23 protein-coding genes and 1 tRNA gene are annotated in these 22,979 nt (G+C 71.6%); 11 read left to right on the top strand and 13 right to left on the bottom strand.

Features of this window, described 5'->3' with window-relative positions:
• Nucleotides 1-17: 17 nt before the first annotated feature.
• Complete coding sequence (locus tag AB0D85_RS04225; protein WP_362313148.1) at nt 18-983, top strand: helix-turn-helix domain-containing protein; 966 nt, start codon at nt 18-20, stop codon at nt 981-983.
• Between the two features lie 39 nt (nt 984-1,022).
• On the opposite strand, the gene AB0D85_RS04220 is transcribed toward AB0D85_RS04225, so the two are convergent.
• The 10 genes from AB0D85_RS04220 to AB0D85_RS04175 form a co-directional block, all read right to left on the bottom strand.
• Nucleotides 1,023-2,396 carry a cytochrome P450 gene (locus tag AB0D85_RS04220; protein ID WP_362313146.1) on the bottom strand — a complete coding sequence of 458 codons (1,374 nt, stop codon included), beginning with the start codon at nt 2,394-2,396 and terminating at the stop codon, nt 1,023-1,025.
• Nucleotides 2,393-3,478, bottom strand: coding sequence for an epi-isozizaene synthase (gene cyc1 / locus AB0D85_RS04215; RefSeq protein ID WP_362313144.1), 1,086 nt, complete (start codon nt 3,476-3,478; stop codon nt 2,393-2,395). The genes AB0D85_RS04220 and cyc1 overlap by 4 nt, the downstream gene beginning before the upstream one ends.
• A 296-nt stretch (nt 3,479-3,774) precedes the next feature.
• Nucleotides 3,775-4,425 (bottom strand): peptide deformylase, encoded by a 651-nt coding sequence (gene def, locus AB0D85_RS04210; RefSeq protein WP_362313142.1) that lies wholly within the window; start codon nt 4,423-4,425, stop codon nt 3,775-3,777.
• Nucleotides 4,426-4,549: 124 nt separating this feature from the next.
• Nucleotides 4,550-5,530 carry a hypothetical protein gene (locus tag AB0D85_RS04205; RefSeq protein ID WP_362313513.1) on the bottom strand — a complete coding sequence of 327 codons (981 nt, stop codon included), beginning with the start codon at nt 5,528-5,530 and terminating at the stop codon, nt 4,550-4,552.
• 114 nt (nt 5,531-5,644) lie between these two features.
• Entirely contained in the window at nt 5,645-6,865 is a 1,221-nt protein-coding gene (locus AB0D85_RS04200; protein ID WP_362313510.1) for an HD domain-containing protein, read from the bottom strand.
• A gap of 323 nt (nt 6,866-7,188) precedes the next feature.
• A complete protein-coding gene (locus AB0D85_RS04195; RefSeq protein ID WP_362313140.1) occupies nt 7,189-8,499 on the bottom strand; it encodes an HD-GYP domain-containing protein in 1,311 nt (436 codons plus the stop codon).
• A gap of 122 nt (nt 8,500-8,621) precedes the next feature.
• A complete protein-coding gene (gene rsrA / locus AB0D85_RS04190) occupies nt 8,622-8,933 on the bottom strand; it encodes a mycothiol system anti-sigma-R factor (protein WP_362313138.1) in 312 nt (103 codons plus the stop codon).
• The gene (gene sigR / locus AB0D85_RS04185; protein WP_362313136.1) at nt 8,930-9,613 is read right to left on the bottom strand and encodes an RNA polymerase sigma factor SigR; all 684 of its coding nucleotides are present in this window, start codon (nt 9,611-9,613) and stop codon (nt 8,930-8,932) included. The genes rsrA and sigR overlap by 4 nt, the downstream gene beginning before the upstream one ends.
• Nucleotides 9,614-9,873: 260 nt before the next feature.
• Nucleotides 9,874-10,539 carry an alpha/beta family hydrolase gene (locus AB0D85_RS04180; protein ID WP_362313134.1) on the bottom strand — a complete coding sequence of 222 codons (666 nt, stop codon included), beginning with the start codon at nt 10,537-10,539 and terminating at the stop codon, nt 9,874-9,876.
• A gap of 9 nt (nt 10,540-10,548) precedes the next feature.
• Nucleotides 10,549-11,364, bottom strand: a complete 816-nt coding sequence (locus AB0D85_RS04175; protein WP_362313132.1) for an SOS response-associated peptidase — start codon at nt 11,362-11,364, stop codon at nt 10,549-10,551.
• A 51-nt stretch (nt 11,365-11,415) separates the two neighbouring features.
• On the opposite strand from AB0D85_RS04175, the gene AB0D85_RS04170 reads away from it, so the two are divergent.
• The 4 genes from AB0D85_RS04170 to AB0D85_RS04155 all read left to right on the top strand — a co-directional run bounded on the left by AB0D85_RS04170 (nt 11,416) and on the right by AB0D85_RS04155 (nt 15,000).
• Nucleotides 11,416-12,138, top strand: coding sequence for a M50 family metallopeptidase (locus AB0D85_RS04170; RefSeq protein ID WP_362313130.1), 723 nt, complete (start codon nt 11,416-11,418; stop codon nt 12,136-12,138).
• Between the two features lie 110 nt (nt 12,139-12,248).
• Complete coding sequence (aroA, locus tag AB0D85_RS04165; RefSeq protein WP_362313128.1) at nt 12,249-13,577, top strand: 3-phosphoshikimate 1-carboxyvinyltransferase; 1,329 nt, start codon at nt 12,249-12,251, stop codon at nt 13,575-13,577.
• A gap of 12 nt (nt 13,578-13,589) precedes the next feature.
• Complete coding sequence (gene rsgA / locus AB0D85_RS04160) at nt 13,590-14,600, top strand: ribosome small subunit-dependent GTPase A (RefSeq protein ID WP_362313126.1); 1,011 nt, start codon at nt 13,590-13,592, stop codon at nt 14,598-14,600.
• 76 nt (nt 14,601-14,676) lie between these two features.
• Complete coding sequence (locus AB0D85_RS04155; RefSeq protein ID WP_362313125.1) at nt 14,677-15,000, top strand: multidrug efflux SMR transporter; 324 nt, start codon at nt 14,677-14,679, stop codon at nt 14,998-15,000.
• Nucleotides 15,001-15,072: 72 nt separating this feature from the next.
• Here AB0D85_RS04155 and AB0D85_RS04150 read toward each other — a convergent pair whose 3' ends face one another.
• Nucleotides 15,073-15,675 carry a TetR/AcrR family transcriptional regulator gene (locus tag AB0D85_RS04150; RefSeq protein ID WP_362313124.1) on the bottom strand — a complete coding sequence of 201 codons (603 nt, stop codon included), beginning with the start codon at nt 15,673-15,675 and terminating at the stop codon, nt 15,073-15,075.
• A gap of 218 nt (nt 15,676-15,893) precedes the next feature.
• Here AB0D85_RS04150 and hisN point away from each other — a divergent pair, with 218 nt between their 5' ends.
• The 6 genes from hisN (at nt 15,894) to AB0D85_RS04120 (ending at nt 20,730) form a co-directional block, all read left to right on the top strand.
• On the top strand, nt 15,894-16,694 hold the full coding sequence (gene hisN / locus AB0D85_RS04145) for a histidinol-phosphatase (protein ID WP_362313122.1): 801 nt from the start codon (nt 15,894-15,896) through the stop codon (nt 16,692-16,694).
• Nucleotides 16,695-16,876: 182 nt separating this feature from the next.
• Nucleotides 16,877-17,269: a CBS domain-containing protein gene (locus AB0D85_RS04140; protein WP_362313120.1), complete on the top strand. Its 393-nt coding sequence runs from the start codon at nt 16,877-16,879 to the stop codon at nt 17,267-17,269.
• A 99-nt stretch (nt 17,270-17,368) separates the two neighbouring features.
• Nucleotides 17,369-17,788: a Fur family transcriptional regulator gene (locus AB0D85_RS04135; protein WP_362313118.1), complete on the top strand. Its 420-nt coding sequence runs from the start codon at nt 17,369-17,371 to the stop codon at nt 17,786-17,788.
• Nucleotides 17,789-17,915: 127 nt separating this feature from the next.
• The gene (locus tag AB0D85_RS04130) at nt 17,916-18,728 is read left to right on the top strand and encodes an ABC transporter ATP-binding protein (RefSeq protein WP_362313116.1); all 813 of its coding nucleotides are present in this window, start codon (nt 17,916-17,918) and stop codon (nt 18,726-18,728) included.
• Nucleotides 18,725-19,588, top strand: a complete 864-nt coding sequence (locus AB0D85_RS04125) for an ABC transporter permease (RefSeq protein ID WP_362313114.1) — start codon at nt 18,725-18,727, stop codon at nt 19,586-19,588. Before AB0D85_RS04130 ends, AB0D85_RS04125 begins: the two co-directional genes overlap by 4 nt.
• A complete protein-coding gene (locus AB0D85_RS04120; protein WP_362313112.1) occupies nt 19,585-20,730 on the top strand; it encodes an ABC transporter substrate-binding protein in 1,146 nt (381 codons plus the stop codon). The genes AB0D85_RS04125 and AB0D85_RS04120 overlap by 4 nt, the downstream gene beginning before the upstream one ends.
• A gap of 64 nt (nt 20,731-20,794) precedes the next feature.
• Here AB0D85_RS04120 and AB0D85_RS04115 read toward each other — a convergent pair.
• Together AB0D85_RS04115 and AB0D85_RS04110 are read right to left on the bottom strand one after the other, a co-directional pair.
• Nucleotides 20,795-20,868 (bottom strand) — tRNA-Met (locus AB0D85_RS04115).
• An 85-nt stretch (nt 20,869-20,953) separates the two neighbouring features.
• Complete coding sequence (locus tag AB0D85_RS04110) at nt 20,954-22,795, bottom strand: sel1 repeat family protein (protein ID WP_362313110.1); 1,842 nt, start codon at nt 22,793-22,795, stop codon at nt 20,954-20,956.
• Between the last annotated feature and the right edge of the window lie 184 nt (nt 22,796-22,979).

The raw sequence follows: 22,979 nt of genomic DNA, 5'->3' as shown, positions 1-22,979 counted from the left end.
CGAGGCACACTGGCAGCATGCTGAAGAACGTGGCGACAGTGCTGCTGGACGGTGTGCACCCCTTCGAGCTCGGAGTGGTCTGCGAGGTCTTCGGCCTCGACCGCTCCGACGAGGGGCTGCCGGTGTACGACTTCGCCGTGGTCTCGGCGGAGGGACCCGCGCTCGGCACCCATGTGCCCGGCCTCACCATCTCCACGCCGTACGGCCTCGACCGCCTCGACGAGGCCGATCTGATCGCGGTACCGGCCTCCGACGCCAACATCGCCCGGGACTATCCGCCCGAGCTGCTCGACGCATTGCGCCGGGCGGTGGACCGGGGTGCCCGGGTGCTGAGCGTGTGTTCCGGCGTCTTCGTCCTCGGCGCGGCCGGGCTGCTGGACGGGCGCCGGTGTGCCGCGCACTGGCGGCAGGCGCCGCTGCTGACCCGGCGTTTCCCGCGCACCCGGGTCGAACCGGACGTGCTGTACGTCGACGAGGACCCGGTGATCACCTCGGCCGGCACCGCCGCCGGGATCGACGCCTGTCTGCACATCGTGCGCAAGACCCAGGGCCCCGAGGTGGCCGCGAAGATCGCCCGCCGGATGGTGGTGCCCCCGCACCGGGACGGCGGACAGGCCCAGTACATCGAGCGTCCGCTGCCGGCGGGCCCCTGCGACACGGTCGGCGGGGTGCTGGCCTGGATGACGGAGCATCTCGACGAGGAGGTCACCGTCGAGCAGCTGGCCGCCCGCGCCCTGATGTCCCCGCGCACCTTCGCCCGCCGCTTCCAGCAGGAGACCGGCACCACGCCGTACCGCTGGATCCTGCGGCAACGGGTGCTGCTGGCACAGGAGTTGCTGGAGGGGACGGACGAGACGATGGACGCCATCGCGGACCGCGCCGGCTTCGGCACGGCGGCCGCGCTGCGGCACCAGTTCGTGAAGACGCTGGGCACCACACCGAACACCTACCGGCGCACGTTCCGGGGCCCGGAGGCCGCCTGAGCGCGCGCCGGTATCAGGAGGTGGCCGCCGGTCGGGCCGTCACCAGGGCGCGGGCGTCAGCAGCAGGCGCTGGGGGCGCAGGGTGATGCCCACCCGGGTCGCGTCGTCCGAGCCCGGGACCTGTTCGAAGCGGTATTTGGCGCACAACGCCGCTGTGATCAGGCTCAGTTGGGTCATGGAGAAGTGGTCGCTGGGACATTTGCGGTTACCGACGCTGAAGGGGCTCATGGCGTATTTGGGTACGTCCTTGGCCCGCTCCGGCAGCCAGCGGTCCGGGTCGAAGTCGAGGTGCCCGGGGTACGAGCGGGCGTCGCGCTGGACGGCGTAGGGGCTGTAGACGATGTCGGCCCCGGCCGGAATGCGATAGCCACCGAGCTCGGTGTCGGTCTTGGCGCGCCGCGTCAATATCCATACGGCGGGACGCAAACGCATCGCCTCGACGACGACATTGTTGGTGTGCGTGAGACGCCGAACGTGCTCAAAACCAACCGGCTGACCACCCGTCACCGATTCGACCTCGGTCCGTACCTTCTCGGCGTGTTCCGGGTGTTCGGCGAGGACCTGGAGCAGCCACATGATCGTGGACGCGACTGTTTCGCTGCCGGGGGTGAGTATCGCGACGACCTGGTCGTGGATCTCCTGTTCCCCGATGGGGTCGCCATTCTCGTCCTTCGCCGCGAGCAATGCCGTCAGCAAATCGTCCGGCTTTTGACCAGATGACCGGCGCTCGGCGACGATCTCGTCGACGAGGAGATGCAAATCGGCCAGCGCCCGGTTGAATTCGCGGTTGGCGGGCAACGGCAGCCGGTAGAGCGGGCCGAGTGGTACGACCATCCGGCGGTACATACCGCGGAAGACGCTCGCGAGGTCGATGCTGAGCCGCTCCGCGCGCTCGTCCATGTACTCGCCGCGCAGCAGGCAGCGGGCGGCGATACGGACGGCGACCCGGAAGGACTCGGAGGTGCAGTCGACGGTGTCGCCGGGCTGCCAGCGCTCGGTCAGCGCATGCGCCTCCTCCTCCATGACCGGCCCGTAGCCGGGGATCGCGGCGAGGTTGAACGCGGGCTGGATGGTGCGGCGTTGGCGCCGGTGGCGGGGGCCGTTGGCGGTGGCCACGCCCTCCTTGCCGAGCAGCCCCTCCAGGGACTCCCAGAGCGGGCCGGCGATGAGGAAGTCCGGGTTCAGGGCGAGGGCGCCGGTGAGCGCCGGGGCGGTGACGGCGTACACCTCCTTGGGGCCCAGGCGCAGCCGCACCATGTCGCCGTACCGGCGCAGTTGGGACATGAAGGCGAGCGGGTCGCGGACCAGTTTCCAGCCGTGACCGAGTACCGGAACACCGCCGCCGGCGAGGGGCGGTTCACGCAGTTCGGTGGAAGCCCCGGGGGCCGTGGGCTCCACGGACTCGACGGTCATTTCTCACCTGCCGCTTCGTTGTTGACGTAAGGGGGCGTGGAGCGGTCGTCCCAGCTGTCGACCATGTACCGGCCGGATTCGTGGTGGAACCAGTAGACGGAACTGAACCAGTTCCGCATATTGGCGACACAGGCCAGGACCGCGGCACCGAGTTCCTTTCCCTGTACGGTGCCGTCGTCGAGTTGCTCGGCGAATCGAAGGGCTTCCTGCTCGGCGACCAGGAATTCACGAATGCATTCCTCGACGCGTCGCCTCACTTCCTCGACCGCCTGTTCCAGGCTCATTCCCTCATGGGTGACGAGACTGATGCCGAGATTGTGCACCTCGTCGCCCGCTATTTCCTTGGGAAGCGAGCAGAGGTCGTTGTACCAGGCGGCGAATTCCTGGCTGAGCAGCGCCGGGCGACGGTATGCCGGATGTTTCCGTACGGTGTCCGGGAGTTCGGCCCCGGCGCTCGGCTCCAGCAGGTCCGTCCATATCCAGTGGGCGAAGGTGAGGCGCCGCAGGGCGAGGTACTCCTCGACCTCGGGAACATATCCCTTGGTGCGGTTGCGGAACTCGCGGTCGTACGCCTCGATCACCTCGTGGAAGTGCCGGGCGAACCGCTGGTTCCAGGTCCCCGGCAGGAACGAGTACAGCCGCGCGACGCTGTCCGCGAACCCCGCGACCAGGGTGTCCGGGTGGTGCAGATGGTGCAGGGGGGCGTCGAGCGCCGTGTGCAGCCGGAACCGCAGCCGCCGCCAGTCCCCGGTCCGGCCGTGCACGACGTCGCGGTCGTGCCGGTCGTCCCAGACGAAGAACCAGGCGCTGTAGTCGCATATCGCCTGGATCACCTCCTCGGAGGCGCCCAGGTAGTACCCGGCCATCAGGTCGGTGTAGCACAGTCCGTCGGCATATTCCTGCACCTTGTCCGCCGGCATCAGCCGTTTTTCCAGCAGCCAGAGGCGGGTCTTCTCCTGGAGCCGCGGCCAATACGGATGGAGTTGCCGGGGAAACTCGTCCTCGATCAACGGCAGGGCGAGTTGTGGTGGGACCGCGAGCGCCGTCGGCGTCGATGTGGTGCTGTGTGGGAAAGCATGCACGAACAAACCCCTCTCAGCCGCCAGGAGCGCACGCCCCTCCCGCTGTGCCGGGCGTGCGCCGTTGTTGCGTATCCCCGCACTTCCCATTCAGCACTACAACTGACCGGTCTGGGAACGGATTTGCTTCACTCACTACCCCACAGTGCCGAGAATCTCCCCTTGTGTGACTGATTAAGGATCGCTAGAGGCGCACAAAGGATCGAATGTACGACGGACAGGTGAGCGAGTCTGACCGAACATGACGAACGCCTGGTCGAGGCGTTCCCGACCAGGCGTCACAACGGCCCTTTTGCGTCTCAGTCGTTGGCGACCACGGGGTAGCGTGGCTCGTTCTCGGCCATCTGACGCAGGGCATCCTTGCGCTCGCGCTTGGAGAGCCGGTCGATGTACAGGTAGCCGTACAGGTGGTCGGTCTCGTGCTGCAAACACCGAGCGAAGTAGCCGGTGCCGCGCACCTTGACCGGGTTGCCCTTCTCGTCCTGCCCGGTGACCTCGGCGTAGTCGGGGCGGGCGAGCGCGGCGTACGCGGTGGGCACCGACAGGCACCCCTCGTTGCTGTCGTCCAGCCGCCGCTTGTCCGCCGGCAGGTCGACGAGCTTCGGGTTGCACACCACACCCACGTGCCGGGCGCCCTCGTCGTCCTGGCAGTCGTAGACGAAGACCTTCAGGTCGACGCCGATCTGGTTGGCGGCGAGCCCGACGCCCTCGGCGGTCCGCTGGCTGGCGAACATGTCGGCGACGAGCTGGTCCAGCTCCGCGCCGAACTCGGTGACGTCCTTGCACTCCTTGTGCAGCACCGGGTTCCCGACGACGGTGATGGGCCGCGAGGTCCCCCGCTCACGCCAGGCGTTCTCGCGCTCCTCGGTCCCCTCGGTGTCGACGACGAATCCCTCGTCATCCACGGGGAGCACGCCCGCGTGCTGCTGATCGGTGTCCTGCTGCGCCATGACCGACGAAAGCCTTCCTAGGTAAAACAAGGGGGGATGTTGCTGATACAGGGTACGTGTCTGTTTTCAGGGGCGCGGGGAACTGCGCGAGCAACCGCTCACGACCCGCAGCGATCCACCGGCCTCAGCAGACCTCTTCCAAATCCCGCCAGTCCCGAGAGTCAGGGCTGTCGGCAACCCACCCGTCCAGCAACCCCCTCACCAGCGAAGCCGGCGCAGCCACCCCGCACTCCCGCTCCGGCACCCACAGCTGCCCGTCCGTCCGGTGCCCCAGCGGCCCCGGATGCCCCGGCTCACTGTGATCGTGGGGATCGAGATGCACCCCGTCGCCCTCGTCCGACGGCATCCGCGACTCGGAGCACATCCGGCACAGCAGCCGCACGGAAGAGGACCAGTCCTCCGCCGCGAACCCGGCGTCCCCCGCCAACTGCTCCAACGCGTCGCGGTCCGCCTCGGTCGCCGCCTCCAGCAGCACCACCCAGGTCGGCACCGGCGACGGCGCCCACAGCTCGATCTCGTCGAAGACGGGGTACGCGTGTCCGGTCGCCGTGGTCCGCTCCCCGTGCGGCACCCCGTCGTGCAGGACGACCTCGCCCCAGCGCCGCCCCGACGAGGGCAGCGGAATGGACTGCACCTCGATACGGGCGGGGTCCAGCCGCCGCCCCCACACCACCTCGGCCTCCCCCTCCGGGGACAGCCGTACGGCGGCGCTGCCCAGGTCCATCCCGGCCGGCTCACCGGACACGGCGGCACCGCCCGGCACCCGCAGCCCGTACGCCTGCCAGGCCCGCCGGGCCAGCGGCCAGTCCTGCAGCGCGGTCGCCGCGATGCCCACGTTCCACCAGTCGGGCGCTCCGGTCTCGCGGTCGAGGAGGGCCACCGCCCGCAGCCCGGCCGCCCGCGCCTGTTCCCAGTCGTGCCGGAACTTGTGCAGCAGCGCGAGGTTGAACCAGGACTCCGACAGCCAGGGTTCCAGATCGGCGGCGCGTGTCAGCAGTTCGCCCGCGTCCTCGTACCGGCCGTCGCCGATCAGCGTGAACGCGCGATCGGTGGCCTGCCGCCAGGAGGCGGAGGGCCGGTGCCGTCCCTTGCCGAAGATCCTCACGATTCCCGCCTGCCAGTTCCAGTTCCGCACAGTGGGCTGGCTTGTGCCCCCGGACATCACCCTCTCCCTCGCATCCAACCACGTACGACGGGAGGGCCGCTCATTACCCATGGGTTACCCAGCCGCCCGCAAGGTCAGACAGTCTCTCGAGAGCACGCGCGCCAGGGACTCCACGACCTCCGGAGCGTAGTCCCCGGCAGTGGCCAGCCGTAACTCCTCCAACGCGGTCAGCGCCCCGCCGGGCCCGGAATCCCGGGACTTCTCCTCGTACGCGTTGACGACCCGCACGATCCGCGCGGCCACCGGCTGCTCCCGGCAGGGGTCGGCCTGCCGCTCCACGACCACGGCGACGGCCGCGTCCACCCCGGTCTGCCGTACGACGGCCCCGCCGAGCAGGGCTATCCGCCGCTGCTCCGCCGCCGGGAGTACGGCCGTGGCCCCGGCCGGCACCGGGTCGACCAGGCTGAGCTGGCCGATGTCGTGCATCAGCGCCGCGTACTCCAGCACGGTGAGCTCCGTTTCGGACAGCCCCAGGTCCCGCCCGACGGCCTGGCTCAGCGTGGCGACCCGGCGGGCGTGCCCGGCCGGGGTGTACCCCGCTATCTCGGTGGCCCGGGCGAGGGAGGCGATGGTCTGCCGGTAGGTGGCCCGTACGGCCGCGTACCGGCGCAGGGACAGCTGGGTGAGCAGCAGGGGCAGGCAGAAGACCGGCAGCGCCCACAGCCCCACGACCGCGACGGCCAGCGCCATCACGGCGCCGGTGGCGCAGACCGCGGACCCGATGCCGAGCAGCCCGCGCAGCTCGTCCCGCAGCAACGGCCCGAACGGCCACCCGGTACGCGCGTGCTCCTGCGCGGCGGCCAGCACGGCGTCGCACAGCGCGGTGAGCACGAGCAGCGCGACCAGCAGCAGCGCGTACGCCGATCCACCCCACTGCTCCAACACGCCCCTGCTGTAGAGGGGTTGGAAGCAGACGGCGGCGAAGCCGACGGTGAGGACACGGCGGGCGAGGTGATCGAGGGTGGGCCGGCGCCCGGCGGCGATATGGGGCACGCTCCCGAGCAGCGAGGCCGCGCACACGACGGTGACGACCTGAAACGCCCCGTCGTGCGTGGCGACCCGGGCGTCGGCGCCCAGCAGGGCGTACGCCAGCCCCCCGGCGGCCGCGAGCGGCGCGGCCTCCCGGACCTCGGCCCCGGTCCACCGCCCCCACTCCCCGACCCCGACGAGCACCCCGAAGGCGAGGGCGGCACCGCGGTCGTCGAGACCGGCCCAGAGGGTCCCGGCGAGACAGCCGAGGACGAGGAGCAGAGCGGCGAGCCGGATCAACCGCAGGGCACGGGCAGGGGGGTGCCGAACCACCGGGGCGGGCCCGGCGGAGCCGGCCCCGACGCCCGGAGCCTCCGCCGACGGACCGGCAGGGCCGTGCCCCGCCTCCGTGCCGCGGGCCGCCGGATCCGCCGGATCCGCCGGATCGCGTGGATCGCGGTCCACGCTCCGGGACGGCGATCCCGTGGGGCCGCCGCCCGTGCCGCCGGCCCCGGCCCCGGCACCTGGCCCTTCGTCCGCATGGCCCCGCCGCGCCCCCGCGTGCCCGGAGGACGGACCGGCGGGGTCCCGGTCCGCGGGTCCCGGCATGGATGCCGCGCCGTCGGAGTTCACGGGGCTCCCCGGGCGACGCTCTCGCGGTCGCTCCCCGGCCGGTCGGAAAGGGGTGGGCAGACGTCGGCGGTGACCGCGGGGTGCCAGCCCTCCTTGTGCAACGCCCGCACCAGGGCGTCGACGGCCGCCGTGTCGAACTGCCGCCCGGCGCAGCGTCGTAGCTCCTCCACCGCCGCCCCGACCGGCCGGGCCCGGCTGTAGGAGCGCGTCGAGGTCATCGCGTCGAACGCGTCGGCGACGGCCACCACCCGGGCGGACTCGGGGATCTGACCGCCCGCCAGGCCGTAGGGGTAGCCGCTGCCGTCGATGCGCTCGTGGTGGTGGAGGATCGCCGCCCGGGCCTCGCCGAGGAAGGAGATCCCCCGCACCATCTCGTGGCCGTACTCGGGGTGGAGTTCGATGATCCGCCGTTCCTCGGGGGTGAGCGGTCCGTCCTTGCGGAGCAGCCGCGTGGGGACGCCCAGTTTCCCGACGTCGTGCAGGATGCCGGCGAAGCGGAGCACCTCCACCCGCTCCTCGTCCATGCCCAGCTCGCGCGCGATCATCACGGAGGCCTGTCCGACCCGCTCGCTGTGCCCCCGGGTGTAGCCGTCCTTGATGTCGACGGCCTGGACGAGCGCGCGGATGGTGGCCTGATGGGCGGCCTGCTCCCGGTGGTACTGGGCGAACACCCACCAGGAGACGCACATCGGCAGCAGGACGAGGAGCGCGGCGACAGGACCGTACGGACTGCGCCAGAGCACCGCCATCATCAGCCCGGCCAGCCCGTGCACCCCGATCGGTGCGAGGGAGCGGGAGAAGAGGCCGCGCCAGGCCCGTCGTACCGCGACCCTCTCGGCGACCGCCAGAATCCCCCCGTCGAGGAGGGCGAGGACGGCGCAGAAGGCGAGGACGGCCGCGGCGCACGGCACCAGCGCGTAGGGAAAGTCGCAGCCCACCACCGCGCCCCGCCCGCCCAGCATCCGGTGCACGGATCCGGCGCCCCACACGGCCAGGGCCAGCTCGGCGGCCCGCCACACCCTTCGCAGCGCCCGGGGCCGCTGCTCGACGTGCGAGAACAGCGCGCCCGGCAGCGGGACGAACGCGGCGGCGGGCGCCGGCAGCAGGAAGGCGCCGGCGAGCAGCACCGGGTAGAAGGTGCCGCCGAGGCGCTTGCGTACGACGTGCTCGCAGCCCGCGTACAGCCCGGCGAGGAGGGCCACCGCCCACCACGGGGTACGGATGTCGGGGAGCGGCAGCAGACAGAGCAGGGCGCTCAGGGCGGCACAGGCCACGTACACGCGCACCCGTGCCGGAACCGCCTCCATCACGCCCCTCCCCCGACCGTGCCTGTCCAGGCTCCGGAGCCTAGGGCGGGAGCCGGAGGGTCCGGGGGCTTATGACCGGAGGATTAGCACGTTCGGGTGAAGGCCGGGCCGGAGCGGAACGCTCAGCTCTCCTGCGGAGTCACCGGCGCGGCGGCCACGTCGTGCTCCGGGACGGTCCCTCCGGAGCGGATCAGGTCGAGCCGCCCCAGCACCTTGGACCGCAGGTCGCTCGGTACGTCGTCATGACCGCAGCAGCGCTTGACGAGCTTCTTCACGGCCTGCTCCAGACCGTACTTCTCCAGGCACGGAGAGCATTCGTCGAAGTGCTGCCGGAACTTGTCGCGATCGACTTCCGGCATCTCACTGTCGAGGAACTCGTACAAATGATCGAGTACCTCACTGCAGTCCGTCTCGTGCGGCTCTCCGCAGCTCATGAGCCCGAGCCTTTCGCTTCGTTCGACTCTCCGGCGCCGGCCGGGACGAGCCCGCGCTCACGGGCGTAGTCCTCCAGCATCCCGCGCAGCTGGCGGCGGCCGCGGTGCAGCCGGGACATCACCGTACCGATGGGGGTCCCCATGATGTCGGCGATCTCCTTGTACGCAAAGCCCTCCACGTCGGCCAGATAGACGGCGATGCGGAATTCCTCGGGAATCGCCTGCAGCGCTTCCTTGACGTCCGAGTCGGGCAGGTGGTCGAGCGCCTGCGACTCCGCGGAGCGCAAGCCGGTCGACATGTGCGACTCGGCGCGGGCGAGCTGCCAGTCCTCGATCTCCTCGGCCGCGGAGCGCTGGGGTTCGCGCTGCTTCTTGCGGTACGAGTTGATGAACGTGTTGGTGAGAATGCGGTACAGCCAGGCCTTGAGGTTGGTGCCCTCACGGAACTGGTGGAAGGACGCGTACGCCTTGGCGTAGGTCTCCTGCACCAGGTCCTCGGCGTCGGCCGGGTTGCGTGTCATGCGCAGCGCGGCCGAGTACATCTGGTCGAGGAATTCCAGCGCGTCCCGCTCGAAGCGCGCGGTGCGCTCCGAGGTCGACTCCGCGCTCGCGCCCTGGCCCTCGGGCAGCTCCGCCTGGCCGTTGTCGGTCCCTGCGTCGGTCCCAGTGACCGGACCCACCTCCTCAAGTTCCCGGGCAGGACCGAAACCGATCCCACTCGAATCGGAGGATAGAACACGACCCGTGCCTGCCGCCGCTCGAATAGGAGCGGTCTTCGCCGCGCGCAGCACCGACCAGTCCAGGTCAACGCTGCGCTCACGGCTCGGGCAGATGGTCGAACCCATGCGGCGGACTTCCTCTCCTACGGCGTCGGCGCTGGTGCCCCAGCACTTCTTTCTGTCCGCCTCAACAGTGGCCGGTCACTCTGCATTCCCGCGTGTTACCCGAGTGACACGGTCCACCCGACGACCGCCCGCGTGATGATTGCCACTGCGTCCTCCTGCCCGATCTCCGCCCGCTTGGGTACCGCGAAGCCGTGATCGGCGCCCGGCACCTCGACGAGTTCGTACTCCCCCTCCGGGAACTCGGCGGGCTTCCCGAACGGGTCGTTCCCGCCCTGCACGACGAGCGTGGGCACCCCGGCCCCCAGCAGTTCCCCGGCCCGTGACTTCTCCGGCCTGCCCGGCGGGTGCAGCGGGAAGCTCAGGGCGAGTACGGCGGCCGCGCCCAGCTCCGTCGCCGTACGGCAGGCGACCCTGGCCCCGGCGCTGCGCCCGCCGGACACCGCCGGCAGCCCCGGCGCGGCGAGCGCGGGCCACACGCCCCGCCAGCCCGTGTCGAGGGTCTTCGGCGCGGGCGCGACCTTCTTCCCCGCGACCCGCCAGGGCTGCTCGACGAGCGCGACCGTCACGCCGTGCTCCGGCAGCAAGGCGGCGATGGCCCGCAGGTCCCGCGCCTCGATCCCGCCGCCCGCTCCATGGCTCAGGGCGAGCACGAGCCGCGCCTGCTCCGCCTCGTGCCAGGTGATACGGGCGTCCCCCGCCTCCGTACCGACGGTCTTCGAGGCAGTCACATGAGAAGAGGTCGCATGAGAAGAGGTAGTCACGTCAGAAGGCTAGAAGAGTGTGCCCTCTTCGGGCCCCTCCAGCTCCGTCAGCAGCTCCGGGCTGTTGTTGCGGACGTTGCTGACGGCCGTGGAGACCGGGTAGGCCCGCATCAGGCCCTCCGGCGGCGCGGCGAGCAGCGAGCGCAGGTCCTCGACATCCGTCCGCGCCGGGTCGAGCCAGGCGTCCCAGCGGTCGGGCGTGAGCATCAGGGGCATCCGGGGGTGGATGTCCGCGAGCGTCCGCGGCCCCTCGGCCGGGGACACCGCCAGCGGCGAGGTCTCCGCCTCCGTGGTGATCACCGAGCAGGTCGCCCACCAGGCCAGCGGGTGCTCGTCGGGCAGCGTGCGGTCCCGCCAGAACTCGTACAGCCCCGCCATGGCGAACACCGACCCGTCGGCGGGGAGCACGAAGTACGGCTGCTTGCGCGGCCGCTTCTTCCTGCCCTCGACCTCCAGGTCCCGCTCGTCCTTGGCGGTGACCCACTCGTAGTAGCCGTCGGCGGGCAGGATGCAGCGGCGGGCGGCGAAGGCGCGACGGTACGACGGCTTCTCGTGCACGGTCTCGGCCCGCGCGTTGATCATCCGGGCGGCGCCCTCGGGCGACTTCGCCCAGGAGGGCACGAGCCCCCACTTGAGCCTGCGCAGCTGGCGAACCGGGCGGCGGTCCTCGGCGTCTTTCAACGGACGGTCGAGGACGGCGTACACCTCCTTGGTCGGAGCCACGTTGTAATCGGGCTCCAGGGTCTCCTCGGGCTCCCACTTCTCTATTTCAAAGACTCCTGCGAGATCCTCGGGCCCACGACTGGATGCATACCGTCCGCACATACGTGCAACACTGCCAGACTCCACATCACCAGAGGGAGCAACCGCCACACCATGGACAGCCTCGCCGCCCTCGCGCTGCCCGACCTCTGGGACCGGCTGACGGGCACCCAGCCCGACCCCGACCTGTGGGTGGTGATCGCGACGCTCGCCGCCGCGGCCGCCGTGGTCGTCCCGCACACCCTGTGGCGGATATCCCGCAACGCCATCACGATCGCCCACGAGGGCGGCCACGGCCTGGTGGCCCTGCTCACCGGCCGCCAGCTCACCGGCATCCGCCTGCACTCCGACACCAGCGGCCTCACGGTCAGCCGGGGCAAGCCGCACGGCCTCGGCATGATCCTCACGGCGGCGGCCGGCTACACGGCTCCCCCGCTCCTCGGCCTCGGCGGCGCGGCCCTCCTCGGCGCCGGCCGCATCACCCTCCTGCTGTGGGCGGCCAGCGCGCTGCTCATCGTGATGCTGGTGATGATCCGCAACGCCTACGGCGTCCTGACGGTGGTCCTCACGGGCGGCGCGTTCCTGCTGGTGTCGTGGCTGGCGGGCTCCCAGGTGCAGGCGGCGTTCGCGTACGCGGTGGTGTGGTTCCTGCTGCTGGGAGGCGTACGCCCGGCCTTCGAACTGCAGGCGAAGCGGTCGCGCGGCGGCGCGGGCGACTCGGACGCGGACCAGCTGGCACGCCTCACCCATCTCCCGGCGGCCGTATGGCTGTTCCTGTTCCACACGGTGTCGCTGTGTTCGCTGATCGGCGGGGGCAGGTGGCTGCTTCATATGTGACAAGGCCCGAAGGGGCGCTGTCACAGGGGCGCGGGGAACTGCGCGACCAGCCCCCACGGCGCCGCACCCGCCCACCGGCCGATAGGTCCTGCTGCCACTAAAGTGACCCCATGGCCGCAAACCCCACCGCACCAACCGCCCTCTGGCCCGCACCCCACGCGCGCGGAGCCGTCGACGCGACGGTTCACGTGCCCGGGTCCAAGTCGGTCACCAACCGTGCCCTCGTCCTCGCCGCCCTCGCCTCCGAACCCGGCTGGCTGCGCCGCCCCCTCCGCTCCCGCGACACCCTGCTGATGGCCGACGCCCTGCGCGCGATGGGCGTCGGCATCGACGAGGGCGTGGGACCCGACGGCTCCGGCGAGGCCTGGCGCGTGCTCCCCGCCGGGCTCCGCGGCCCCGCCACGGTGGACGTCGGCAACGCCGGCACGGTGATGCGCTTCCTGCCCCCCGTCGCCACCCTCGCCGCGGGCGACATCCGCTTCGACGGCGACCCCCGTTCGTACGAGCGCCCCCTGCACGGCGTGATCGACGCCCTGCGCGCCCTCGGCGCCCGGATCGACGACGACGGCCGGGGCGCGCTCCCGCTGACCGTGCACGGCGGCGGCGCCCTGGACGGCGGCCCGGTGTCGATCGACGCCTCGTCCTCCTCCCAGTTCGTGTCGGCCCTCCTGCTCTCCGGCCCGCGCTTCAACCAGGGCGTGGAGGTCCGCCACATCGGCGCGAGCCTCCCGTCCCTGCCCCACATCCGGATGACCGTCGACATGCTGCGCGCGGTCGGCGCCCAGGTGGACACCCCGGAGTCGGGCGGCGAGCCGAACGTCTGGCGGGTCACCCCGGGCGCCCTGCTCGGCCGCGACCTGACCGTCGAGCCGGACCTCTCGAACGCCCAGCCGTTCCTCGCCGCCGCCCTGGTCACGGGCGGCAGGGTGCTGATCCCGGACTGGCCGTCCCGGACGACCCAGCCGGGTGACCGGCTGCGCGAGATCTTCACCGAGATGGGTGGTTCCTGCGAACTGACCGAGTACGGCCTGGAGTTCACCGGCTCCGGCCGGATCCACGGCATCGACGTGGACCTGGGCGACGTCGGCGAGCTGACCCCCGGCATCGCCGCGGTCGCCGCCCTCGCGGACTCCCCTTCCACCCTCCGGGGCGTGTCCCACCTCCGCCTGCACGAGACGGACCGGCTGGCCGCGCTCACCAAGGAGATCAACGAGCTGGGCGGCGACGTCACCGAGACCGCCGACGGCCTGCACATCCGCCCGCGCCCGCTGCACGGCGGGACCTTCCACACGTACGAGGACCACCGCATGGCCACCGCCGGTGCGATCATCGGCCTGGCCGTGCCGGACGTCCGGATCGAGAACGTGGCGACGACGGCGAAGACCCTGCCGGACTTCCCCGACCTGTGGACCGGGATGCTCGGGAGCGACGGGGCATAGGGGCGTACGACCATGCGCCGCTACGGCAAGCACACCGACGAGGACGACATCCGCACCCGTCCCAACCGCAAGGGCAACCGGCCGCGGACGAACATCCGCCCCAAGCACGAGGACGCGGCCGAGGGCATGGTCCTCACGGTCGACCGGGGCCGGCTGACCTGCCTGGTCGACGACCGTACGATCCTGGCGATGAAGGCCCGTGAACTGGGCCGCAAGGCGGCGGTGGTCGGCGACCGGGTCGCCCTGGTCGGCGACCTGTCCGGCAAGAAGGACACCCTCGCCCGGATAGTCCGCATCGAGGACCGCAGCTCCTTGCTCCGCCGCACGGCCGATGACGACGACCCGTTCGAACGGGTGGTCGTCGCCAACGCCGACCAGCTGGCGATCGTCACCGCTCTGGCCGACCCCGAGCCCCGCCCCCGCCTGATCGACCGCTGCCTGGTCGCGGCCTACGACGGCGGCCTCACCCCCCTCCTGGTCATGACCAAGTCGGACCTGGCCCCGCCGGGCAAACTCCTGGAGCTGTACGGCGACCTGGAGATCCCCTACGTGGTCACCAGCCGCGAGGAGCTGGAGACGGGGGATGCGGCCCACCGCGTCCGGGACCATCTCGACGGCAAGATCACGGCGTTCGTCGGCCACTCCGGCGTCGGCAAGACGACGCTGGTGAACGCCCTCGTCCCCGAGGACCGCCGCCGTACGACGGGCCATGTGAACGCGGTCACCGGCCGCGGCCGGCACACCACCACCTCCGCCCTGGCCCTCCCCCTGTCCGGCGACGACGGCTGGGTCATCGACACCCCGGGTGTCCGGTCCTTCGGCCTCGCGCACATCGACCCGTCCCGGGTGATCCACGCGTTCCCCGACCTGGAGCCCGGCACCGCCGACTGCCCGCGCGCGTGCAGCCACGACGAGCCGGACTGCGCACTGGACGAGTGGGTCGCCGAGGGCCACGCGGACCCGGCCCGTCTCTACTCGCTGCGCCGGCTGCTGGCCACACGGGAGCGCAGGGAAGGCGACTGACCACCGCGTTGTTTGTACTGACCCGAGTTCGGTAAGTGCATAATCGCACCGAGCTGGACACACGGGAGGACAGCACATGGCGTGGCTGCTGGTGGTCGTGGCCGGAATCCTGGAAACGGGCTTCGCCGTATGCCTCAAGCTCTCCCACGGCTTCACCCGCCTGTGGCCGACGATAGCCTTCGCCTCCTTCGCCCTGGGCAGCTTCGGCCTGCTGACCCTCTCCCTGAAGAAGCTGGACGTGGGCCCGGCGTACGCGGTGTGGACGGGCATCGGCGCGGCGGGCACGGCGATCTACGGCATGGTGTTCCTGGGCGACCTGGTCTCCACCCTGAAAATCGTCTCGATCAGCCTGGTGATCGTAGGAGTGATCGGCCTGCAACTGTCCGGTTCCGCTCACTGAAGCGCCCCGACAGGGGCGCGGGGAACTGCGCGACAAGCCCCCACCGGCCCGCACACGACACCCAACCCCGTCTCACACCGGCTGCCGCGACAGCGCCCCGCGCACAAGCTCCGCCACCCCGCCCTCCCCCGGCGGCGCGGCCACACACGACAACGCCAGCCGCACAACAAGCTCGCACGACCGGGCGAGTTCACCGTTCCCCTTCACCGCCCCGCCTCCCGCCAGCACCGCCACCGCCCGGTCCCTGACGAGCTGCACGAAGTCCCCGGGTGACGGCAACGGCCCGTCCGCCCGCCGCTGCGCCGGCACCGCCGAGGAAGACGGCACGGCGGACAGCGTCGGCGAAGGCAACCGCTCGCTCCAGCACCCGGTGAGCATGGCCCGTACCAGCACGTTGTCGCGGGCCGCGGCCGCCATCCACTCGGCCGTCGCCGTAAGGCGCTCCCGCACCTCGGTATGACTGCCCAGCGCCCGTTCCACCCCGGCGAGATACCCGTCCGCCTCCCGGCGCACCAGCGCCCTCGCCAGGCCCTCCTTGCTGCCGAACTCGTTGTACAGCGTCTGCCGGGACACCCCGGCCGCCGCGGCCACGTCGACCATCCGCACCGCGGCCCACGGTCGGCGCGCGAGCGCGGCGTACGCGGCGTCCAGCAGGGATTCCCGGGCTGCAGGCATCATCGCCTCCTGGGGCGAGCGACTCTGCGCCCAGATTTGACGCGCACGAATCCACTGTCAAGGGTTCGCGAAGGCACCGGGGGGCGCCCTTCGGCCAACACACGCGGGCGCGCCGAGGTCACCGGCCGGTCACCCTGCGGCATCCCTCCGGCATCCCCCGGTGTCCCGCGGCCTCCCTGTGTAGCCCTGCCCCCACCCCGGCAGATACCGTTCGTCACATGCCGGACTACCTTGATGACCTGCGTCTCGCCCATGTGCTCGCGGACGCGGCGGACGCCGCCACCATGGACCGCTTCAAGGCCCTCGACCTGAAGGTCGAGACGAAGCCGGACATGACCCCGGTGAGCGAGGCGGACAAGGCGGCCGAGGAACTGATCCGCGGTCAGCTGCAGCGTGCCCGCCCGCGGGACGCGGTCCTCGGCGAGGAGTACGGCATCGAGGGCACCGGCCCGCGCCGCTGGGTGATCGACCCGATCGACGGCACCAAGAACTATGTCCGCGGGGTGCCGGTCTGGGCGACCCTGATCTCCCTGACGGAGGCGGCCGAGGGCGGCTACCAGCCGGTCGTCGGCGTGGTCTCCGCACCCGCGCTGGGCCGCCGCTGGTGGGCCGCGAAGGGCCACGGGGCCTTCACCGGCCGCAGCCTGTCCTCGGCCTCCCGCCTCCGCGTCTCGAAGGTCTCCAGGCTGGCCGACGCCTCCTTCGCGTACTCCTCGCTGGGCGGCTGGGAGGAGCGGGGGCAGCTGAACGCCTTCCTGGACCTCACCCGCGATGTGTGGCGCACGCGCGCGTACGGCGACTTCTGGCCGTACATGATGGTCGCCGAGGGGTCGGTGGACATCTGTGCCGAGCCGGAGCTGTCGCTGTGGGACATGGCGGCCAACGCGATCGTCGTGACGGAGGCCGGCGGCACCTTCACCGGCCTGGACGGACGCCCGGGCCCGCACAGCGGCAACGCGGCAGCGTCCAACGGCCTGCTCCACGACGAACTGCTGTCGTACCTCTCCCAGCGTTACTGAAACGGTCTCCTGAGGCACGGCTGAGCAGCCGTCCGCGGCACATTTGAGCGCGTGCGCCCTCAATTGGCGACACGCACCCCCTTGTTGACCCTCGCTTTACCTGCCACCCTAAGAGGACCCCCACTTGTGAATTTGTGAATCGCTGAACTATCTCCGCGATTCCCTAGGAGGTGGCACCTTTCATGCTCGTCCGTGACGCCATGAGCACGGTGGTTCTCACCGTCGGCCCCGCCCACACCCTCCGCCAGGCTGCCGCCCTGATGTCCGCGCGTCGCGTGGGCGCGGCGATCGTCCACGACCCGGACGCCGGCGGCATCGGGATCCTCACCGAACGCGACATCCTCGACTCCGTCGGCCTGGGCCAGAACCCGGACGCGGAACGCATCCACGCCCACACCACCAACGACGTCGTGTTCTGCACGCCGACCTGGACCCTGGAGGAGGCGGCGCGGGCGATGGCCCAGGGCGGCTTCCGCCATCTGATCGTCCTCGACGGCGGCGAGCCGGCCGGGATCGTCTCGGTCCGCGACATCATCCGCTGCTGGGTCGGGGCCCGCCAGCCCGTCTCCGCATGACCAGGAAGCCGACCCCTTATTGGACTTAGTCCAAGTCGAGCTCGACTCCAAAGTCACACCTATTCGGAAAGTGGTCCGGCTGCTGTTAGGCTGAAGAACATGAGTGACCTTCTGGAACGGCTGCGTGGACGCGGATGGCGGATGACCGCGCAGCGACGCGTCGTGGCCGAGGTCCTCGACGGCGAACACGTCCACCTGACGGCCGACGAGGTCCACGCCAGGGCTGTCGTCAAGCTGCCCGAGATCTCCCGGGCCACCGTCTACAACACCCTGGGCGAGCTGGTCACGCTCGGCGAGGTCCTCGAGGTCTCGACGGACAAGCGCGCCAAGCGGTACGACCCGAACGCGCACCGGCCGCACCATCACCTGGTCTGCTCCCGCTGCGGCTCGATCCGCGACGTCCACCCGACCGGCAACCCGCTGGCCGACCTCCCCACCTCGGAGCGGTTCGGCTTCACGGTGTCGGACGTCGAGGTGACGTACCGCGGCCTGTGCCCGAACTGCGCGTCAGCCCTCTGACGAACGTCCCGAAAGACCCCGGTGCCCTGGTGGCGCCGGGGTCTTTGCGTCGTACACGCACACGGGGTTCCCGAATCTGACGGTCCGTCATATGGTCAACGGGTCCGCACTCTTGCGAGGAGACCCCGTGGGAGAGCCGTATCCGCCGCCTTCGCCGCATCAGCCGCCTTCGCCCCAGCCGCCGTATCCGAAGCTCCGCGCCCACGCCGTGACCCGCGCCTTCGGCCGAACCCCCCACCGGGTCGAGGCCCTCGGCCCGCTCGATCTGACCGTCGCGAGCGGCGAGTTCGTGTGTCTCGTCGGTCCCTCGGGCTGCGGCAAGTCCACGCTGCTGCGCATCGCGGCGGGGCTGCTGCGGCCCAGCGGCGGCCGCCTGGAGATCCGTACCGACAGCCCCCGCCCGGCCGCGATGATCTTCCAGGACTACGGCATCTACGACTGGAAGACGGTCCAGGCCAACGTCCGCTTCGGCCTCGACATCCAGCGCGTCCCGCGCCGTGAGGCCGACGCCCGCGCCCGGGACTGGCTGACCCGGCTGGGCCTCGCGGACTTCGCCGACGCCTACCCGGCGGCCCTGTCCGGCGGTATGCGCCAGCGCGTGGCCATCGCCCGCGCCCTCGCCGTGGAACCCGAACTCCTCCTCATGGACGAGCCGTTCGCCGCCCTGGACGCACAACTGCGCACGATCCTCCAGGACGAGTTGCTGGCCCTCACCCAGGCCCTGCGCACCACCACCCTGTTCATCACGCACAGCCTGGAGGAGGCGCTGGTCCTCGGCGACCGGGTGCTGGTGATGTCCGCCCGGCCGGGCCGGATCATCGCCGAGCACCGCCCGCCGTTCCCGCGCCCGCGCACCGGCGGCATCCGGGACACCCCCGAGTTCACGGCGCTGAAGAGCGAGCTGTGGGAGCTGCTGCGGAAGGAGGCGGTACCCGCATGACCACCGTGACCCCGGTCCGTGAAACCCCCGTCCTGGTCCGCGCCCCCGGCCCGGCCGAACTCCACCCGGCCCGCACCCACCGGCGCCGGCGCGCCCTGGAACTGGTCCTGGCGACGGCCGTCCCCGTCCTCCTGGTCCTCCTCTGGCAGCTGGCCGCGACCCAGGGCTGGATCGACGACCGTGTCTACCCGGCCCCGTCCACGATCCTCTCCGACGGCTGGGACCGGGCGACCGCGGGCGACCTGTGGCCGGACGTCTGGGCGACCACCCGCCGGGTGCTCGCGGGCTACGCCGTGGGGACGGCGGCCGGCTACGCGCTGGGCCTGCTGATGGGCTCGCTCCCGCTGGTCAAGGCGGCCCTGGAGCCGCTCCTGGACGCCCTGTACGTCGTACCGAAGCTGGCCCTGCTCCCGATCTTCCTGAACATGTTCGGGCTGGGCGAAGGGCCGCAGGTCGCCCTGGTGGCCGTGACCGTCTTCTTCTTCGTCTGGATCTCCACGATGTCGGCGGTGATCGCCGTCCCGTCCGGCCATCGGGACGCGGGCCGGGTCTTCGGCGCCTCGCCGTGGCAGATGTTCCGGCACGTCCTGCTCCCGGCCTCGCTGCCGGCGGTCCTGGTCGGCGCGCGCATCGCCGCGGGAGTGGCGGTCCTGGTGATCGTCGCGTCCGAGCAGATCGCGGCCACGGACGGCCTCGGTCATCTGATCTTCGACTCGCGCGCGCTGTTCCAGAACGACGTGATGTTCGTGGGGATCGTCTGCGTCGCCGTGCTGGGCGTGGTCTTCTCCGAGCTGATACGGCTCGCCGGCCGCCTGCTCACGCCGTGGGCGCCGCGGGACCGGGGACGGGGGCAGTCATGAGAGCTCTTCGATATCGATATGTGGTGGCGACGGCCGCGCTGACCCTGCTGGCGACGACGGCCTGCTCGGCGAAGCACTCCGGCTCCGGGGACACCGAGACGGCCACGGCGCCCCGCACGGTCCGTCCGGTGGCGGGCTGCGGCAAGGCGTCCTGGACCGACCCGGCGGACCTCTCCACGACCCGCGCCCCGGCCCGCTGCTCACCGGGCAGTCCGGCGGCCGTCCCGCTGGCCAGGCCCCGCAAGATCACGATCGCCACCGGCACACTGAGCGCGGAGTACGTGGCACCGCTCGAAGTCGCCCTCGACAAGGGCGAGTTCAAGGCGGAGGGCCTGGACGTCACGCTCAAGGTGCTGCCCACCCCGGACGCGCTTCCGCTGCTGGCCAAGGGCGACATCGACGCGATGTGGGCGGCTCCCGAGGCGGCCGTGATGAACGGTGTCCGCGGCGGCTTCGACATCAAGTGGGTCGCGGGCAACTTCTCGCCCGACCTCAGGTCGCAGAGCGGCCTGTGGGTACGGCTGAAGAACGGCGAGAGCGCGGCCGGCGTAGCGATGGCGGGGCGCACGCTGGGCACGATGATCGGCAAGGGGTCGGTGATCGCCTACCCCATGCAGAAGGCGCTGGCGAGCCATGGCGGGGGCCTGGACAGGATCCGCTACCAGCAGCTGGGCTCGGCCGACGTCCTCACGGCCCTGCAGAACGGCGGTGTCGACTCGGCCTGGCTGCTGGACCCGGTGTGGCGCCAGGTCAGCGGCAAGCCGGGTTACGCCTTCCTGGGCGGCCAGCCCCTCGGCGAGCCCCTGGGCGGGATGCTGTTCGGCCGTACGCTGCTGGACGACGACGTGGACGCGGGCGTGGCGCTGCTCAGGGCGTACATCCGGACGGTCGACACGTACTTCGCCGGCGACTACAAGTCGGACGCGAGCTTCGTCACCTACCTCGCGAAGCTCCTGAAGACCGACGCCGCGATCCTGCGGGCCACCCCGCCGCTGCGCATGGACTGGGAGATCCGCGCGGGTACGACGACGCGTCTCCAGTCGGCGTACCGGGCCCAGGGCGTCGAACCGGGCTCGCCGCTCCCGGAGGCACGGACGGTCGACCGCGCGCTGTACGAGGAGGCGGTGGGCCATACGCCGTAGGCCATATGTCGTGGAAACACCGAGGGCCGGAGTCCTTTTCCGGACTCCGGCCCTCGGTCTTCAGTAGCGGGGACAGGATTTGAACCTGCGACCTCTGGGTTATGAGCCCAGCGAGCTACCGAGCTGCTCCACCCCGCGCCGGTGAACTGAACATTACGTGAGGGACGCGGGCAGAGGCAAATCAATACCGGTAAGCCCCTCTGACCTGCGGGAAGGCGCCGGCCTACGCCGACAGCTCCTGCCGCAGCGCGTCCCTCAGCCGCCCCGCGCGCTCGGTCACCTCCGCCGGTCCCAGCGCCACCGCGCGGTCGGCCCACTGCTGTCCCACCGCCAGCTCTCCCCGACGCGCGTAGACGAGGGCGAGCCGCAGCGCCGCCCGCCCGTGCCCCGCGTCGGCGGCCCGCTCCCACCACACGGCGGCCTCCGGCTCGCTGCCCTCCCGGGCCAGCAGCAGCCCCAGGTTGAACGCCCCGTTTCGCGATCCCGCCTCGGCCGCCGCCCGGTACCACCGGGCCGCCTCCACCACGTCCCCGCGCGCCGCGGCGAGCATCCCGACCCGCACCTGGGCCCTGCGGTGCCCCTGCGAGGCGGCCCGCTCGTACCACTCCTCGCACTCGGTCTTCACGTTCAGGGACGACTCCCCGAGCTCGTGCTCGGGCACCGGCGGCCGCCGTGCGTCGAGTACGGCGGCGAGCCGGTACGCGGCCTCGGCGCTTCCGCCGCCGGCCGCACACCGCAGATGCCGCTCCGCGGCGGGCTCGTCGCCCTCCCGCAGCCGGGCGATGCCGACCTGCAGCGCCGCCTCGGTGTGCCCGGCGGCGGCGGCCTGCTCGTAGCAGCGCAGCGCGAGCGCGTCGTCGCCCCGCCCGGCGTACAGGATCCCGAGGTTGAACGCGGCGTCCACGCTCCCGGCCTCGGCGGCCTTGGAGAACCACGGTTCGGCGCCGCTCGTGTCGCCGACCTGGAGCAGCAGGATGGCCAGCGCGTTCGCCGCCTCCCGATGGCCCGCGTAGGCCGCCCGCCGGTACCACTGCTCGGCCTGCGCGGTCCGCCCCTGCTCGGCGCAGAGCAGCCCGAGGTTGTACGCCCCGTTGTCGTCACCGGCGTCCATCGCCGCCCGGTACCAGCGCTCGGCGGTCTGCGTCTCGCCGCGCTCGGCGTGCAGCGCGCCGAGCGCGTTCGCCGCGTTGCCGTCGCCGTCCTGGGCGGCCCGCAGCCACCAGACGGCCGCGCTCTCGGTGTCCCCGGCGTCGCGCAGCAGGAAGCCGAGCGCGCAGGCGGCCCGGGCCTCGCCGTCCTTGGCGGAGGTCAGGTACCAGCGCCCGGCCTCCTTGAGCTCACCCCGTCTCTCGAGGATCGCCCCGAGGTGCAGCGCGGCCCGGCGGTGTCCGCGCGCGGCGGCCTGCCGGTACCACTGCTCGGCCTCGTCGGACTCCGGGGCCCCGGCGGCGGCCTGCGCGCCGACACCGTTGTCACCCCCGGCCTCGCCCTCGTTCACGGCCGCCCTGCGGTCGAGTGCGCGCGCCAGCCGGTAGGCGGCCTCCCGGTGCCCGCGCTCGGCGGCGGCCCGCATCCACGGGCCGGCGTCCGGGTCCCCCCGGTGCTCCAGCAGGTCGGCCAGTGCGTAGGCGCCGAGCGCGTGTCCCTGTTCGGCGGACTGGCGCAGCCAGTACTCGGCGGCGGGCTCGTCCCCGCGCTCGCGGTGGTAACGGCCCAGCGCGTGGGCGGCGGCCGCGGAGCCGGCGACGGCGGCGATCCGCCACCATCCGGCGGCCTCCTCGGGGTAGCCGCGCTGGTGCAGCAGGACACCGAGGTTGTTGGCGGCGGCGCGGTCACCGGCGGCGGTGGCGGCACGGAGATGGGATTCGGCTCCGTCGAGGTCGCCACGGCGCAGCAGCATGGCGCCGAGGACACTCATCGCCTCGACGTCACCGGCAGCGGCCTGCATCCGACGGCGCGCCTCCTCGGCGGCCTCGGCGGCCTCGTCGCGGGTCGGCTCCTCGCCCGAAGGCTGCACAAAACGCCCTGTCTCGAACAGAGTTGCCTTGTCCCCCATAACGTTCATCGTCGCACCACCTGCAACCTGGGTACACCACGTATACCGCAGACCGTGAGGTCACTTCAGCGTTTTGTCGACATGCCCACAGAACGACAAGTCAAACACATCTCCGCCAACTCCCCACAGCGGCGCGGCGACCCGTCCACCGGTACATGCGTTCGCCGTCCGTCCGAACGTCACCGACCATCGC

This window comes from Streptomyces sp. NPDC048277, from assembly GCF_040652235.1.
Lineage (GTDB): Bacteria > Actinomycetota > Actinomycetes > Streptomycetales > Streptomycetaceae > Streptomyces.
The sequence above is the reverse complement of the archived record's forward strand: the minus strand, read 5'-3'. Positions and strand labels throughout refer to the sequence as shown.